Here is a 16,567-nt window from a genome sequence, read left to right as displayed (position 1 = left end):
TCCCCTGAAGGAGAGCCCCTCATGAAGAACCGTCCGGTCCTCGAACCCGCAGCCCAGTCCTTCGCCGATGCCACCGCCCAGCCGCCGTACCTCTACCAGATCCCCGTCGCTGAAGGCCGTAAGGCGGTGGACGGTGTCCAGAGCGGTGAGGGCGTCCCCCTGCCCGAGGTCGACGAGGAGTGGATCACCGTCCACGGCGGCCCGACCGGCGACGTCCGCGCCCGGATCGTCCGCCCCCGCGGCGCCACCGGCCCGCTTCCCGTCATCCTCTACATCCACGGAGCGGGCTGGGTCTTCGGCAATGCCCACACCCACGACCGGCTCGTCCGCGAACTCGCCGTCGGCACCGGGGCGGCCGTGGTCTTCCCCGAGTACGACCTGTCGCCTGAGGCGCGCTACCCCGTCGCTATCGAGCAGAACTACAGCGTCGCCCAGTGGGTCGCCCGCGAGGGACACCACAAGGACCTCGACGGCACCCGGATCGCCGTCGCGGGCGACTCGGTCGGTGGCAACATGACCGCCGCCCTCACCCTCATGGCCAAGCAGCGCGGCGACGTCACGCTCGTCCAGCAGGTCCTCTTCCACCCGGTGACCGACGCGAGCTTCGACACCGACTCGTACCACGCCTTCGCCGAGGGCTACTTCCTGCGCCGCGACGCGATGAAGTGGTTCTGGGACCAGTACACGACCGAGGAGGCCGAGCGTGCGCAGATCACCGCATCCCCCCTGCGTGCCACCACCGAGCAGCTGACCGGCCTGCCGCCCGCCCTGGTCATCACCGCCGAGGCCGATGTCCTGCGCGACGAGGGCGAGGCGTACGCGGCGAAGCTGCGTGCCGCGGGCGTCCCTGTCACCGCCCTGCGCGTCCAGGGCGCCATCCACGACTTCGTCATGCTGAACGCGCTGCGCGAGACGCGGGGCGCGGAGCTCGCCATCGGAATCGCCACCGACATCCTGCGCAAGGCCCTCGCATGACCGGGCCGTCGACGAGCATGCCGGTGGTGGGCCTCGTCCCCGCCCCGCGTCGGGAGCACGAGCACGCCGACCTCCTCGTCCGCAACGCCAAGGTCTTCACCGGTGACTCCGACCGACCCGAGGCCCGTGCCGTCGCGATCCGCGACGGCAGGGTCGCGGCCCTCGGCGACGACCACGACCTCGCCCACCTCGTCGGGCCGGGCACGAAGGTCGTCGACGCCCTCGGCCGCCGGGTGATCCCCGGCCTCAACGACTCGCACCTGCATGTCATCCGGGGCGGCCTGAACTACGTCCTGGAGCTGCGCTGGGACGGCGTACGAAGCCTTCGACACGCCCTCGCGATGCTGCGCGAGCAGGCCGGCCGCACCCCGAAGGGGCAGTGGATCCGGGTGGTGGGCGGCTGGACCGCCGAGCAGTTCGCCGAGCGCAGGATGCCGACCGTCGCGGAGCTGAACGCCGCCGCCCCCGACACCCCGGTCTTCGTCCTGCACCTGTACCAGTCGGCGCTGATGAACCGGGCCGCGGTCAAGGCGGCCGGGTTCACCCGGGAGACCCCCGACCCCCGGGGCGGGCAGATCGTCCGGGGCCGGGACGGCGAACCCAACGGCGTCCTCCTCGCGGCGCCGAGCGCTCTCGTCCTGTACTCGACGCTGGCCAAGGCACCTGCTCTCGACGAGGCCGACAAGCGGACGTCGACGCGCCACTTCCTGCGCGAGCTGAACCGCTTCGGACTGACGTCCGCGGTCGACGCCGCCGGCGGCTTCCAGAACTTCCCCGACAACTACGCGACGGTTACCGACCTTGCCAGGTCGGGGGAGCTGACCCTCCGGATCGCCTACCACCTCTTCCCGCAGACGGCCGGGCAGGAACTCGCCGACCTGAAGCGCTGGACCGAGATGGTCAAGCCCGGGGACGGGGACGAGTGGCTCCGCCTCAACGGCGCGGGAGAGAATCTGACCTGGGCCGCCGCCGACTTCGAGAACTTCTCCGAGCCCCGGCCCGAGCTCGCCGCGGGCTACGAGACCGAGTTCGAGAGCGCCGTACGGCTCCTGCTCGAGAACGGCTGGGGCTTCCGGCTCCACGCGACCTACGACGAGACCATCCGCCGCGACCTGGCCGTCTTCGAGAAGCTGGCCGCGGAGGGACTCTTCCCCGGCGGCAACCGCTGGCTCTTCGACCACGCGGAGACCGTCTCGGCCGACAGCCTGGATCGGATCGCGGCCCTCGGCGGCGCCGTGTCCGTGCAGAACCGCATGTCCTTCCAGGGCGCCGCGTTCCTCGACCGTTACGGCGCCGAGGCCGCCGCCCACACCCCGCCGGTCCGGGCCATGCTCGACCGCGGCCTGACGGTCGCCGCCGGAACCGACGCCACCCGCGTCTCCTCGTACAACCCGTGGGTCGCGCTGCACTGGCTGGTCACCGGGCGCACCGTCGGCGGCACCGCGCTCTGTCCGGCGGGGAACCTGCTCGACCGGGAGACCGCCCTCGGCCTCTACACCCGGGGCGGAGCGCAGCTCACCGGCGAGCAGGACGTCAAGGGAACCCTGCGAGAAGGGTCGTACGGCGACCTCGCGATCCTGTCCGACGACTACCTCACCGTGCCCGAGGACGTCATCCCCGACATCGAGTCCGTCCTCACCGTCGTCGGTGGCCGCATCGTCTACGCGACCGCGGAGTACGAGGGTCTCGACGAGGCCGTCCCGCCGGTGAGCCCCGAGTGGAGCCCCGTCGCCCACTTCGGCGGCTACCAGAGCGGCGCCCGTCAGGCCTCGCTCGTGGCCGAGGCCGTCGCCGAGTCCGAGCAGCACCGCCGGTGGCGCGTCGCGCGCGGCTCCGTCCCCGACACACAGCCGTCGTTCGTCGACCCCTGCTTCGAGCACTGAGAGAGATCCACACGATGAGTACCGCCTCACCCACCGCCGACAGCGGCGACGACGCCCGGGCCACCCCGCCGGACGTCCCCCCGGGACGCCGTTTCGAGCCGGACCTCCGGTCGATGACCCGGATCAACCTGCGCCCGATAGCCTCACCCATGCCGCTCGGCTTCTTCACGATCGCCATCGCGTCCGTGATGACGGGCTGCCTCCAGCTCGGGATCCTCGGCGAGGAGGCGCGTACCGCCGTCGCCCTCACCGTGCTGCCGGCTTTCGTCCTCCAACTCCTGGTCAGTTTCCTGGCCTTCGGTGCCCGTGACGTGATCGCGGCGACCCTGATGGCGGTGTTCGCCGGCAGCTGGCTGCCCTACTCGCTGATCATGCTCAGCGGCGCGGCCGACGGCCTGAAGGTCCTCGGCGTCTTCAACCTGGCACTCCTCTGCTTCGGCGCGCTGATGACCGCCGTGACCGGGCCCAAGCGGGCGCTGTGGCTCGTCCTCGCGGTCTCTTTGCCCCGCTGGGCGGCCACCGGCCTCGCGGGCGTCACCGGCGCCGAATGGCTGACGCGCACGTCCGGGGTGCTCGGCCTGCTGGTGGCGGTCGTCGCGATGTACACGGCGTTCGCCCTGATGCTCGAGGACATGCGCAGCGAGCAGGTCCTGCCCATCGGCCGCAGCGGCCCCGCCCACCTCGCCGTCGAAGGCGACCTCTCCGTCCAGCTCCGCAACCTGGAACGCCAGGCGGGCGTGCGCCGCACCCTCTGAACGCAGCCACCGCCCCCGTCACACCACGACCGCACAGGAGCACCCATGGAACCCCGAGTGACCGACCGGCCCGAGAAGTCCCGGTACGAGATCCTCGCCGACGGCGACGCCGACGGCACCGAGACCGCGGGCTTCGCCGAGTACCACCTCTCGGAGGGCGAGATCGCCTTCATCCACACCGAGATCGACAGCCGGTTCGCCGGCCGGGGCCTGGGCGGGCTGCTCGCCCGCGGGGTCCTCGACGACGCCCGGGCCCGAGGGCTGCGCGTCCTGCCGTACTGCCCCTTCATCCGGGGCTGGATCGGCAAGCACCTCGAATACGCCGACCTTGTGCCCGAGGCGAGGCGCGCCCGCTTCGGCCTGTGAAGCACCCCGCCACAGCCTTCCCCGTCCACTCTCCGAGGAGTTCCCCCATGCCCCGACACGCCCGCCCCACCGTCGTCCTCGTCCACGGCGCTTTCGCCGACGCCTCCAGCTTCGCCCGCGTCATCCCCGAGCTGACCGCCGCCGGCATGGAAGTGGTGGCCCCGGCCGTGCCCAACCGCAGCCTCGTCGACGACGCCGCGTACATAGCCTCGGTGATCCGCGCCATCGAAGGCCCCGTGATCCTGGTCGGGCACTCCTACGGTGGTGCCGTCATCACCCTCGCCGGCGCGGAGGACAACGTCCGCGCACTGGTGTACCTCGCGGGATACGCACTGGAGGAGGGCGAGAGCCTGGGCGAGCTGCAGGGCCGCTTCCCCGACTCCGGTCTCGCCGACGCGCTCGTTTACACCCCGTTCCCGGTGGCCGGCTCCACCGAGACGGGCACCGACGTCTCGGTGGAGATCGAGAAGTTCCCCGCCCTCTTCGCGGCGGACGTCGACCCCGACCTCGCCGCGGTGCTCGCCGTCTCCCAGCGCCCCCTGGCCGCACGTGCCTTCTCGGAGGCGGCGCCTGTCGCGGCGTGGAAGACCAAGCCCTCGTGGGGCCTGGTCGCCTCCTCCGACCGCACGATCAACCCCGATGTGGAGCGCTACGGGTACGAGCGCGCCGGCATGACCACCGTCGAGGTCGACGCCTCCCATCTGGTCATGCTCGCCCAGCCCAAGGCCGTGGCGGAGCTGATACAGGACGCGGCCCGGTCCACCGCCCACTGACCCGATCGTTCTGGTTGGAACGATTAGTCGATAATGTTCGAGCGCTGGTAGCTTCTGATCGCCCCTGAGGACCCTTCGGCGGGCGATCGGAGGAGCTACACCCATGAGGTTCGGCGCGAGGCTCGCGCTCGCCGTCATCGCCCTCGCCGCCCTTGTCACCGCCTGCGGTGTCCCGCAGGACACCGGCACGCAGTCGCACACCGCCGTGGACTGCGGGCCGTACGCCAGGTACGGCGAGCACCCCGGCGCCAAGGTCACCGTCTACGCGGAGAACCGGGACCGGGAGGCCGACCTGTTCGAAGAGACCTGGGCGGACTTCGTGGACTGCACGGGAATCGACGTCCAGTACGAGGGGGACGGCGAGTTCGAGGCTCAGATCCAGCTCCGGGTCGACGGCGGGAGTGCGCCGGATGTGGCGTTCTTCCCTCAGCCCGGGCTCCTGGAACGCTTCGCGCGGGCGGGGAAGCTCAAGCCCGCGAGCGCCGGGGTCGTGGCCCTCGCGAAGGAGGGCTGGTCGGCTGACTGGAACAGCTACGCGACAGTGGACGGCACCCTCTACGGCACACCGCTTGTCGCGAACGTGAAGTCGTTCGTCTGGTACTCGCCGAAGTTCTTCCGCGACAGGGGACTGAGCGTTCCTCGCACCTGGTCCGAGCTGATGGCCGTGACGGAGAAGGTCGCGGCGTCGGGTGTCAAGCCGTGGTGCGCGGGCATCGAGTCCGCCGAGGCGACCGGCTGGCCCGTGACGGACTGGATCGAGGACGTTCTGCTGCGTCAGCAGGGCACGGACGTCTACGACCAGTGGGTCGCCCACAAGATCCCGTTCAACGACCCGCGGGTGATCAAGGCCATGGACACCGTGGGGTCCGTCCTCAAGAACGACCGGTACGCCAACGGCGGTTTCGGTCCGGCCCGTTCGATGGCGTCGATCTCCTTTCAGGAGGCCGGCACACCAATTCTCTCCGGCGACTGTGCGATGCACCGCCAGGCCTCGTTCTATGCCGACATGTGGCCGAAAGGCACCGAAATCGGACCGGACAAGGACGTCTACGCCTTCCTCCTGCCGGGGGCCGACCAGGCCGGCCGCCCTGTACTGGGCGGTGGGGTGTTCACCGCGATGTTCGCCGACCGTCCCGAGGTGCGGGCGTTCCAGGAGTATCTGGCCTCCGCGGACTTCGCGAACGCGCGTATGAAGAAGGGCCCGTTCGTCTCGGCGAACAGGGGAGTGGATCCGGCGAACGCCGCGACCTCGGTCGACAGACTCTCGATCCAGTTGCTCCAGGACCCCGGGACACAGTTCAGGTTCGACGGTTCGGACCTGATGCCCGCGTCGGTCGGCGCCGGGACGTTCTGGAAGGGAGCCGTCGACTGGATCGGCGGCGCGAACACCCGGCAGGTCGCCGACTCCATCGAACGGTCCTGGCCGAGCCACTGATGTCGTTCGACGCCGTCGCCCAGCAGCCCAAGCTGCTGTACCTGCTCCAGGGCGTCGCCGCCTTCGCGGCGGTGGTCTCCCTGATCCTGCTTGCACTGCACCGGGGTCCGGTTCGGAGAAGGGCCGCGGCCCTTCTCCTGCTCGCCCCCGCGCTGCTGCTGCTCACGGTGGGTCTCCTCCTGCCCGGTCTGCGCACCCTGGTGCTGTCGTTCACCGACAGCGGGGGAGACGCGTGGGCCGGCTTCGACAACTACGTGTGGATGATCACCGACCCCCGGGCGCTGGTGGTGCTTCGCAACACCCTGGCGTGGGTGGTGCTCGTGCCGTTGCTGGCGACCTCGGTCGGTCTGCTCTACGCGGCGGCCGTCGTACGGTCGAGGTTCAGAGCGTTCGCGCTGTCCCTCGTCCTGATGCCGATGGCGATCTCCTTCGTCGGCGCGGGTGTCGTCTGGAAGTTCGTCTACGCCTACCGTCCCGCGGAGGCCGGGCAGATCGGGCTGCTGAACCAGCTCGTCGTCGCGTTCGGCGGCGAACCGAGGCAATGGCTCGTGGACTCTCCCTGGAACGTCCTGTTCCTCATCGTGGTGATGGTGTGGACACAGGCGGGCTTCGCGGCCGTCCTGCTGGCCGGCGCGATCACGGCCGTTCCCCGAGAGCTGACCGAGGCGGCCCGACTCGACGGCGCGTCCCCCCGGCAGATCTTCTGGCGGATCACCATGCCGTCGATCAGGCCCACTCTGCTCGTCGTGGTCCTCGCACAGGCGATCGGCACCTTCAAGGCCTTCGACATCGTCAAGACCATGACCGGCGGACAGTTCGGCACGGGCGTCATCGCCCACGAGATGTACGACCAGGCCTTCCGCTACGGCGAGACGGGCCGCGGTGCGGCACTCGCCGTGCTCCTCTTCGTCCTCGTCACCCCCTTCGTCGCCCACCAGGTCCGGGCACAGCGGAGGGCAGCGTGAACGGCGTCCGGGAGCGTCTGGCCTCCCGCGCCTTCACGTCGATCGCCGTGGTGATCGCGGTCCTCTGGACGACACCGACCCTCGGCCTGCTGCTCTCCTCGTTCCGCCCCGAGGAGGAGATCAAGACGACAGGCTGGTGGACCGTGTTCGGCACGCCGCACCTCACGCTCGACAACTACGGCGAGGTGCTGTCCGGCGGCGGGAACGGGTCGGGGCGGCTCGCGGGATACTTCGTCAACTCCGTCGTCATCACGCTTCCCTCGGTGCTTTTCCCGCTCGTGCTGGCGTTCTTCGCGGCGTACGCCCTGGCGTGGATCGACTTCAGAGGGCGGGACGCGCTCGTCGTCGGCATCTTCGCGCTCCAGGTCGTGCCGCTCCAGATGGCGCTCGTCCCCCTCCTGAAACTGTTCTCCCAGGGCTGGCTGTTCCTGCCCGCGTGGAACCTCACCGGTCCCGCGCGTTTCGGCCAGGTCTGGTTCGCCCACACGGTCTTCGCGCTGCCGTTCGCGGTGTTCCTCTTGCACAACTTCCTGGCAGGGCTGCCCCGGGACCTGATCGAGGCCGCCCGCGTCGACGGCGCCTCGCACGGGGCGCTGCTGCTCCGGATCGTGCTGCCCCTGGCCCGCCCGGCCCTGGTCTCCTTCGCCATCATCCAGTTCATCTGGGTGTGGAACGACCTCCTCGTGGCACTGACGCTGTCGGGCGGAACGGCCGAGACCGCGCCGATGACGGTCAGACTGGCGAGCCTGGCCGGGACGTACGGCAACGAGTGGCAGCGGCTCACCGCAGGAGCCTTCGTGACGGCGTTCGTCCCGCTGCTCGTCTTCATCTGCCTCCGGCGGCACTTCGCACGGGGACTGCTCGCCGGATCGGTCAAGGGATGAGCCCCGACCGGCCCGAGGGAGAAGGCATGGCGGTGCCCGGGAGCGCGGCGCTGAGCCGGCCCGGGCTGCGGGGCCGTGAAGCCGAGCTGGAGCGGCTGCGGGCCCTGATCGAGGCGGTGCGCGACGGCGAGGGAGGAGCGATCGCGCTGCTCCTGGGCGAGCCCGGGATCGGGAAGACCGTACTGCTGCAGGAGACCGTCTCGATCGCGCGGGCTCACGGGTTCGTCGTCAGCCATGGACGCGCCGAGGAACTGCACGAGCTGGCACCACTCGCCTCACTGGCCTCCGGCCTCCTGCACGGTGACCCGCCGCTGCTGTCCAGCACGGACTTCGCAGACCTCGCGGGCCATCACGGCCAGCGCATCTGGCTCGTCGAACGACTGGCCCAGCTGATCGAGGAACGCTCGGCGGGCACGCCCGTACTGATCGCGGTCGACGACGTCCAATGGGCCGACCCGCTGAGCCGGTTCGCCCTGAGTGTCATGCCGGCACGGCTGCTCAGCTCCCCGGTCCTCTGGCTGCTCACGGGCAGGAACGACCCGGAGTTGTACGGGCAGGGGCCGCGGACGACGACCCTCCCCCTCCGGCCGCTGTCCGGCACGGCCCTGGCCGAGCTGGCACGGGACGTCCTCGGCGGGGACGTGCCGACGCAGGTCGCGGAACTTCTCGACGGGGCGGGAGGCAACCCCTTCCTCGCGGCCGAGATGCTCGCGGGCATCGCGGCGTCGGGCGCGGACGCGCCGGAGCCGCCGGAGCGGCTGGTTCTCGGTGTACGCGACCGGCTCGCCGACCTACGGCCGGACACCCTCCACTTCCTGCGGATCGGCTCGGTCCTCGGCCGCGCGTTCTCGCTCGCGGACGCCGCCGCCCTGTGCGGCCGGCCCGCCTCCGGACTCAGCGCCGAAGTGGACGAGGCGATCGCGGCCGCCCTCCTCCACGACGACGGCGAACGACTCCTGTTCCGCCACGACCTGCTCCGCCAGGCGGTGTACGCCGATCTCTCCCCCTCCGTACGCCGGGCGCTCCACCGTGAGGCCGCGAGTCGGCTCGTGGCGGCGGGCCGGAGCTCCACCGACGCGGTCCCGCATCTGTTGAAGAGCGCCGACCCCGGCGACCAGGAGGCGATCGGGCTGCTCGGCACGGCCGCCACGGACGTGATCGCCGTGATGCCCGACCTCGCCGCCGACCTGGCCGTACGCGCCCTGGAACTCGTACCGCCCCATGCGCCCATGGTGTTCGACGTGGGAGAACGGGCCATCGTCGCGCTGACCCGCGCGGGCCGGTACACCCAGGCACGGGACACCGGCGACACGCTGCTCGCCCGGCAGCCGCCCCTGGACGTCTTCGCCCGTCTGCAGTCCGTACTCGGCGACACGCTGTGGCACCTCGACGACGTCCACGAGCTGACCCGCCGCTCGACGGCAGCACTGGCAGCCGTCACCGACCCGACGATCCGCGCCCGGCTCACCGCCCGGCAGGCCCTCGCCCGGTCCCGCGGGCGCGATCTCGGGGCCGCTCGCGAGACCGGCGAACGGGCGCTCGCCGAGGCGGAGCGGTCCGGTGACCGGGAGGCCCGTGTCCTCGCGCTGTGGGGCCTCGGCGAGATCGCCCTCAACGCGGGCGACTGCGCCGCTGCCGTCGAACACCACACGGCGCTGGGCGTGTTCGACACGGCCTTCCTGCCCGAGGAGGCCGTCGCCCGGATCCACATGGACGACTTCGACACCGTACGGCGACTGCTCCGGACGGCGGGCGACGCTCCCCTGCGCCCCGCCATGCTGAGCTGGGCACAGGGAACCCTGAACATGGGGCTCGGCCGGCTCGACGACGCGGACGCCGACCTCGTCACCGCCGAGCGGCTCGAAGCGGACCTTCACGTGCCCGGCAACCTGGTCAACATCCGCGTCAACCGCGCCCTCCTCGCGATGCTGCGCGGCGACCGCGAAGCCGCGCGGGAACACCTGGACGTCGTGCGGGCGTCCGTGGACGAGCGGCCGAACACGGGCAACCACGCCACGCACCAGTACGTCGAGGCCGTCGTCGCCGATGCCGACGGCGACCACGCGGCAGCGGCCGAACTGGTCCGATCCGTGCAGCGGGACCATCCCTTCCTCCGGTGGCGGCTGCTGCGCCCCCATGTCGTCCAGGCCGTGCGGATCGCCCTGCGCGGCGGGGACCGGAACCTGGCCGAGGACCTCGCGGCCCAGGCTGTCGAACACGCCACCCGCAACCCCGGCGTGCCGACCGCCCAGGGGGCGGCCGCCCACGCATCCGCCTTGGCGAACGCCGACCACGGACTCCTGGAGCGGTCGGTCCGCATCCTCCTCACCGGCCCCCGGCCGCTGCCCCTCGCCGCCGCATCCGCCGACCTCGGGCGCGCGCTCCTCACAGCAGGCGACCCCGCCGCGACACCTGCTCTGACCAGGGCCCACGACATCTACGCCCAGGCGGGGGCCGATGCCGAGGCCGACCGGGTCCGGGCCGACCTGGAACGGGCCACCAGTCGCTCCGGCCGGCGCACCGGAAGCCTCCGGCCGCGCCCCGGCCAGGGCTGGGACGCGCTCACGGCCTCCGAACGCAAGGTGGCCCGGCTGATCGCCGTGGGCCACACCAACCGGTCGGCCGCGGAGGCCCTCGTCGTCTCCCCGCACACGGTCAACACCCATCTGGCGTCGATCTTCCGCAAGCTCTCGGTGCGCTCAAGGGTCCACCTGGCCCGGATCGTGCTCGCGGAGGGCGACGCCGATACGGTCACCGGCAGCTGAGTGACTCTGCGCCCGCGTGCAAGGTGTGGTGCGCGGCGCGTCAACAGGAGGCGCGGGACCGGTCCTAACGTGACGGGCATACCGCGCCGCTTTGACGCGCGGACCAGCCGACCCGAATCGAGGAAGCATCCCCATGCCGTACATCACCGTGGGCCAGGAGAACACCAACCCCGTCGAGCTGTACTTCGAGGACCAGGGTGCCGGGCAGCCCGTCGTCCTCATCCACGGCTTCCCGCTCGACGGTCACTCCTGGGAGCGCCAGAGCGCCGCCCTGCTCGACGCCGGCTACCGCGTGATCACGTACGACCGGCGCGGATTCGGGCAGTCCTCGCAGCCGACCACCGGCTACGACTACGACACCTTCGCGGCCGACCTGAACACCGTGATGGAAACCCTCGACCTGAAGGACGCCGTCCTCGTCGGCTTCTCCATGGGCACCGGCGAGGTCGCCCGCTACGTGTCCACGTACGGCTCCGGCCGCGTCGCCAAGGTCGCCTTCCTGGCCTCGCTCGAGCCCTGCCTGCTCAAGAGCGACGACAATCCGGACGGCGTCGCCCCGAAGGAGTTCTTCGACGGTGTCGTCGCCGCCGTCAAGGCCGACCGCTACGCCTACTACACGGCCTTCTTCAACGACTTCTACAACCTCGACGAGAACCTGGGCACCCGCATCAGCGAGGAGGCCGTCCGCAACAGCTGGGACACCGCGGCCCGCGGCGGCTCCTTCGCCGCGTCCGCCGCGCCGGCGACCTGGTACACCGACTTCCGCGCCGACATCCCCGCCGTCGACGTGCCCGCCCTGATCCTGCACGGCACCGCCGACCGCATCCTGCCGGCCGAAGGCACGGCGCGCCCGTTCCACAAGGCGCTCCCGTCGGCCGACTACGTCGAGATCGAGGGCGCCCCGCACGGTCTGCTGTGGACCCACGCCGAGGAGGTCAACACCGCCCTCCTCGCCTTCCTGGCGAAGTGACGCCGCACCGCCGCCCCGCCGGGTGACGCCGGAGCCCCCGGCGTCACCCCGGCCCCCGGTTCCCGGCGCGGGAACCGGCCGAGCTCAGGAGAGCAGACACCCCATGCAGTTCGGCATATTCACCGTCGGGGACGTGACCCCCGACCCCACCGACGGCCGTACTCCCTCGGAACACGAGCGCATCAAGGCGATGGTCGCCATCGCCCTCAAGGCCGAGGAAGTCGGCCTGGACGTCTTCGCGACAGGCGAGCACCACAACCCGCCGTTCGTCCCGTCGTCGCCGACGACCATGCTCGGCTACATCGCCGCCCGCACCGAGAAGCTGATCCTGTCCACGTCCACGACGCTGATCACCACCAACGACCCGGTGAAGATCGCCGAGGACTACGCGATGCTCCAGCACCTGGCCGACGGCCGGGTCGACCTCATGCTGGGGCGCGGCAACACCGGTCCGGTCTACCCGTGGTTCGGCCAGGACATCCGGCAGGGCATCAACCTCGCCAAGGAGAACTACGCGCTGCTGCGCAGGCTGTGGCGCGAGGACGTCGTGGACTGGGAGGGCACGTTCCGTACGCCGCTCCAGGCCTTCACCTCGACACCCCGGCCGCTGGACGGCGTCCCGCCGTTCGTCTGGCACGGATCCATCAGGTCTCCGGAGATCGCGGAGCAGGCCGCCTTCTACGGCGACGGCTTCTTCCACAACAACATCTTCTGGCCGGCCGACCACACCCGGCGCATGGTGCAGCTCTACCGGCGCCGGTTCGCGCACCACGGCCACGGCCGGCCGGAGGACGCCATCGTCGGCCTGGGAGGACAGGTCTTCATGCGCAAGAACTCCCAGGACGCCGTACGGGAGTTCCGCCCCTACTTCGACAACGCTCCCGTGTACGGCCACGGCCCGTCGCTGGAGGACTTCACCGAGCAGACCCCGCTGACGGTGGGCTCTCCCCAGCAGGTCATCGAGCGGACCCTGTCGTTCCGGGAGAGCGTCGGCGACTACCAGCGCCAGCTGTTCCTGATGGACCACGCGGGCCTGCCTCTGAAGACCGTCCTTGAACAGCTGGACATCCTCGGCGAAGAGGTCGTGCCCGTGCTGCGGAGGGAATTCGCCAAGGGGCGTCCGGCCGACGTACCGGAGGCCCCCACGCACGCTTCCCTTCGAGCCGTCCGGGAGGTGTCCGCCGCGTGAAGCTGATCGTCGTCTCCGCGGGGCTGAGCACCCCCTCCTCCACCCGCCTGCTCGCGGACCGGCTGGCCGAGGCGGCCCGCGACGAACTCGCCGCCAGGGGGCAGGCGCCGTCGACCGAGGTCGTGGAGCTGCGGGAGCTGGCCGGCGACATCGCCAACCACCTCGTGACCGGCTTTCCGCCGCCGCGACTGAGCGCCGCGATCGACGCGGTGACGGCGGCCGACGGCCTGATCGTGGTGACTCCCGTGTTCGCGGCTTCCTACAGCGGTCTCTTCAAGTCCTTCTTCGACGTGATCGATCCGGACGCCCTTTCCGGGAAGCCGGTCCTGGCCGCGGCGACGGGCGGTACCGCCCGCCACTCCCTGGTCCTCGAGCACGCCGTGCGCCCGCTCTTCGCCTATCTCCGCGCCGTCGTCGTCCCCACCGCCGTGTTCGCGGCATCCGAGGACTGGGGCTCGGCGGGAGACGAGTACACCGACGGCCTTCCCGGCCGCGTCCGCCGGGCGGGCGTCGAGCTCGCCGCTCTCATGGCGGCGCGCCCGGTCGGTGAAGAGCCCGAGGACGACGTCACCGTCCTCGAACGGCAACTCGCCGACCTGCGCTTCGACTGAGACGGGCCCCTGGGCCGGGCGACGGCGGGGCGGTTCATATGGTTCATACTGTTCCGCCGTATGAGCGTGAACCGAGTGACGACAAGGACCGTGCCCGAGGAACCCGAGGGTGTACGGACGCCCTTCCGCGGCAGGGACGCCGAAATGGCGGTCATCGAGGCGCGGCTCGACGCGCTCGACCGGGGTGAAGGCGGGATCATCCGCGTGGAAGGCCCCGTCGGCATCGGCAGGTCCAGGATCCTCGCGGAGGCCGCGGCAGCCGCGAGGCGGCGCGGGACGAAGGTGTTCGAGGGAGCGGCGGACCCCGACGAACAGTTCGTGCCGCTCGGCCCGCTCCTCGACGGTCTGCTCTCCGGCGAGGAACCGCTGGCGGGCGCCGTCCGTCTCAGGGACCTCGCCACGACGCCCGGCCAGCGCTTCTGGCTGCTCCAGGAACTGGGGGACCGCCTGCGGGAGACGGCTCGGAACGGCCCCCTGCTCGTCGTCCTCGACGACCTCCAGTGGTGCGACGACCTGACCCTTCTCACCTTCAACACCCTCGCGGCCGGACTCTCGTCGCACGCCATCCTGTGGTTGGTCGCCGTGCGCGGCGGCAGCGTGCCCTCGGGGGTGCGCACGACCCTGGACCGGATCCGGCAGGCAGGCGCACACGAGCTGGCGCTGGGGGCGCTGGACGGCCAGGCGACCACACGGATCACCGAGGACGTCCTCGGCGCCGCTCCCGACCCGGACATCCTCCGCGTCGTCCGCCGCGCCGAAGGAGTCCCGCAGCTGCTGGTCGAGCTGCTCGGCTCGCTGCGGGAGACAGTGACGATCCATAACGGTACGGCCAGGCTGTCGGCCGGACCCCCCGCCCCACGGGAACTCCCCTCTGTCGCGCGCCGCCTCGACCAGCTGTCCGACGAGGCACGGGAGCTGGTGCAGACGGCGGCCGCCGTGGACGGCCCGGTCACCGTCGCGGTGCTGGCCGAACTGCTCGGCAGGTCCTCGGCGGCGCTCATCACAGCGGTCCGGGAATCCCTCGACGCCGATCTGCTCACCGAAAGCGGCGATCGCCTCGCCTTCCGCCACGACCTGATCCGCGAGGCGGTGGAAGCCGGCCTCCCCCTGCCCCTGCGTCTGGCCGTGCGTGATCAAGCCGCCGAGCTGCCGCCGGGGAGCGCGGCCTCCGCTGTCGAGCATCCCGGGCCGTCGGCCGGGAGAGCACCGGCAGATGCGGCGGAGGCCGGGACGGGAGGCGCGGCGGAGGCCGACCGGCTGCGCACCGCCGCGGCGGAGTACGCGGCCAAGGCGCCCGGACCCGCTGCGGAACGCAGCCTCATGGCTCTGGAACTCACCTCCGCGGACGCTCCGGAGCGGCCGCGGGTCATCGCCGAGACGATCCCGCTGCTCTGGCAGACGGGCCGGGCCGCCCAGGCGTGTGAACTGGGAGCCACCGCCCTGGCGGCCGGCGGTCTCGGACCCGAGGACGAGGCGCTCATACGCCTGGCCCTGGCACGCCTCGCCGTACAGTTCGACTTCTCCGAGGCGGTCCGGCAGGCCCGAGCCGGGGCGGCGCTGCCCGGGATCTCCCTGACCGCGAGGGGGCGACTGCTCGCCATGCTCGCCGTCGGCCTGTCGATGTCGGGCGAACACGCGGCGGCCGAGCAGGTCGCCGCGCAGGCGTGGGAGACCGCGGCGGCAGCGGGGGACCGCACCGCCGAGGCCACGCTGACGACGGTCCGCTCGGCCGTGAGCTTCCACCGCATGGACCTGACCGAGGCGTTCCGGCAGGCCGAGAGGGCCGCCGCGCTGGCCGACGCCCTGGGCGTCAGCACCTCGCTGTGGGTGCCGGAGGCCCTGTGGCACGCCCTCCTGTCGAACACCACCGGACGCACCGCGGAGGCGCTCGCCGTCGCGGAGGAGGGCATCCGGATCACCAGGGAGCAGGGCCGGACGGCCGCCACCCGCATGTGGCTCATGACCCGCACCCGCATCTATCTGGAGACCGGACGGCTGTCGGACGCCCGGGCCGACGCGGAAGCCGCGTCCCCGGCGACCGACGAACCCGGCCCGGGCAACCTCGCCGATGTCACGCTCCGGTACGTGATGCTGCGCGTCGCCCTCCACACCGGCGACCGGCAGACCGCGGAGGCGTACGCGGCGCAGGCGAGGCGCATGCGGAGCGACGACGCACCCGTCGTCCGGCACTTCGGCACCTGGATGCTGGCGCTGATGGCCGACTACGAAGGCCGGCCCGACCGCGCCATGGCCGAACTCGACGCGGTGATGACGTCGCCCGCCGCGGACCGGCCCGCCTACGCCGGCCTGATCGACCCGGCCGACGCCCCGGTGCTCGTCCGCCTGGCGCTGCGCGCGGGCAGGCACGAACGGGCCGTGCAGGCGGTCGCCATGGCCGAGAAGCGAGCCGTGCTCAATCCCGACCTCCCGTTCCTCGCCGCCACCGCCGCGCACGCCCGGGGGCTCCTCGACAACGACCTCGCCCCGCTCGTACGCGCCGTCCGGCTGTACGAGGACTGCCCTCGGGTACTGGCCCGGGCGTCGGCGCTGGAGGACGCCGGACGCAAGCTGGCGGCCACCCGCAAGCCGGAAGCGGTCCCGTACTTCGACACGGCCCTCGCGCTCTATGTGCGAGCGGGCGCCGAGAGGGACGTCGCACGCGTCCACCGGCGTCTGCGGGCCGCTGGTGTCCGCCGCCGGCCCTCGACGGCCGGACTCTCCGGGGCATGGCCCGAGCTGACGGCCGCGGAGATACGGGTGGTACGGCTCGTGGCACAAGGGCTGACCAACCAGCAGGTGGCCGAGCACCTCTCCCTCTCGCCGCACACGGTGAGTTCGCACCTGCGCCGGGCCTTCACCAAGCTGGACATCACCTCACGCGTGAAGCTGACCCGGCTGGTGAAGCATCGTGACAGCGGAGAGTAGTTGCTTCGTATCCCCTGTGGGCGTCATGGCAATGGACGATTCGTGTGATGTGCCGACGTCCTCGCTTCCTC

Annotated in this window: 13 protein-coding genes; all 13 read left to right on the top strand. The window is 71.6% G+C overall.

Annotated elements, in window-relative coordinates; genetic code table 11:
- Positions 1-21 precede the first annotated feature (21 nt).
- Entirely contained in the window at positions 22-975 is a 954-nt protein-coding gene (locus ACIBG6_RS31600; protein ID WP_399226140.1) for an alpha/beta hydrolase, read from the top strand.
- Positions 972-2,858 carry an amidohydrolase gene (locus ACIBG6_RS31595; protein WP_399226139.1) on the top strand — a complete coding sequence of 629 codons (1,887 nt, stop codon included), beginning with the start codon at positions 972-974 and terminating at the stop codon, positions 2,856-2,858. The genes ACIBG6_RS31600 and ACIBG6_RS31595 overlap by 4 nt, the downstream gene beginning before the upstream one ends.
- Before the next feature lie 14 nt (positions 2,859-2,872).
- Positions 2,873-3,613 (top strand): GPR1/FUN34/YaaH family transporter, encoded by a 741-nt coding sequence (locus ACIBG6_RS31590; RefSeq protein ID WP_328941021.1) that lies wholly within the window; start codon positions 2,873-2,875, stop codon positions 3,611-3,613.
- A 45-nt stretch (positions 3,614-3,658) separates the two neighbouring features.
- Complete coding sequence (locus ACIBG6_RS31585) at positions 3,659-3,979, top strand: GNAT family N-acetyltransferase (RefSeq protein ID WP_055640692.1); 321 nt, start codon at positions 3,659-3,661, stop codon at positions 3,977-3,979.
- 47 nt (positions 3,980-4,026) lie between these two features.
- The gene (locus ACIBG6_RS31580; protein ID WP_399226138.1) at positions 4,027-4,752 is read left to right on the top strand and encodes an alpha/beta fold hydrolase; all 726 of its coding nucleotides are present in this window, start codon (positions 4,027-4,029) and stop codon (positions 4,750-4,752) included.
- 103 nt (positions 4,753-4,855) lie between these two features.
- Entirely contained in the window at positions 4,856-6,187 is a 1,332-nt protein-coding gene (locus ACIBG6_RS31575) for an extracellular solute-binding protein (RefSeq protein WP_328941019.1), read from the top strand.
- On the top strand, positions 6,187-7,152 hold the full coding sequence (locus ACIBG6_RS31570) for a carbohydrate ABC transporter permease (protein WP_399226137.1): 966 nt from the start codon (positions 6,187-6,189) through the stop codon (positions 7,150-7,152). Before ACIBG6_RS31575 ends, ACIBG6_RS31570 begins: the two co-directional genes overlap by 1 nt.
- Positions 7,149-8,036 (top strand): carbohydrate ABC transporter permease, encoded by an 888-nt coding sequence (locus ACIBG6_RS31565; RefSeq protein WP_399226136.1) that lies wholly within the window; start codon positions 7,149-7,151, stop codon positions 8,034-8,036. Before ACIBG6_RS31570 ends, ACIBG6_RS31565 begins: the two co-directional genes overlap by 4 nt.
- Positions 8,033-10,801 carry an AAA family ATPase gene (locus ACIBG6_RS31560; RefSeq protein ID WP_399226135.1) on the top strand — a complete coding sequence of 923 codons (2,769 nt, stop codon included), beginning with the start codon at positions 8,033-8,035 and terminating at the stop codon, positions 10,799-10,801. The genes ACIBG6_RS31565 and ACIBG6_RS31560 overlap by 4 nt, the downstream gene beginning before the upstream one ends.
- A gap of 133 nt (positions 10,802-10,934) precedes the next feature.
- Positions 10,935-11,771, top strand: coding sequence for an alpha/beta fold hydrolase (locus ACIBG6_RS31555; protein WP_399226134.1), 837 nt, complete (start codon positions 10,935-10,937; stop codon positions 11,769-11,771).
- Positions 11,772-11,874: 103 nt separating this feature from the next.
- Positions 11,875-12,960, top strand: coding sequence for an LLM class flavin-dependent oxidoreductase (locus ACIBG6_RS31550; protein WP_399226133.1), 1,086 nt, complete (start codon positions 11,875-11,877; stop codon positions 12,958-12,960).
- Entirely contained in the window at positions 12,957-13,571 is a 615-nt protein-coding gene (locus tag ACIBG6_RS31545; protein ID WP_399226132.1) for an FMN reductase, read from the top strand. The genes ACIBG6_RS31550 and ACIBG6_RS31545 overlap by 4 nt, the downstream gene beginning before the upstream one ends.
- Positions 13,572-13,631: 60 nt before the next feature.
- On the top strand, positions 13,632-16,496 hold the full coding sequence (locus ACIBG6_RS31540) for an AAA family ATPase (RefSeq protein WP_399226131.1): 2,865 nt from the start codon (positions 13,632-13,634) through the stop codon (positions 16,494-16,496).
- Positions 16,497-16,567 lie beyond the last annotated feature (71 nt).

Origin of the sequence: Streptomyces sp. NPDC050842 (genome assembly GCF_044456565.1) — a bacterium.
Taxonomy (GTDB): Bacteria; Actinomycetota; Actinomycetes; order Streptomycetales; family Streptomycetaceae; genus Streptomyces.
The sequence above is the reverse complement of the archived record's forward strand: the minus strand, read 5'-3'. Positions and strand labels throughout refer to the sequence as shown.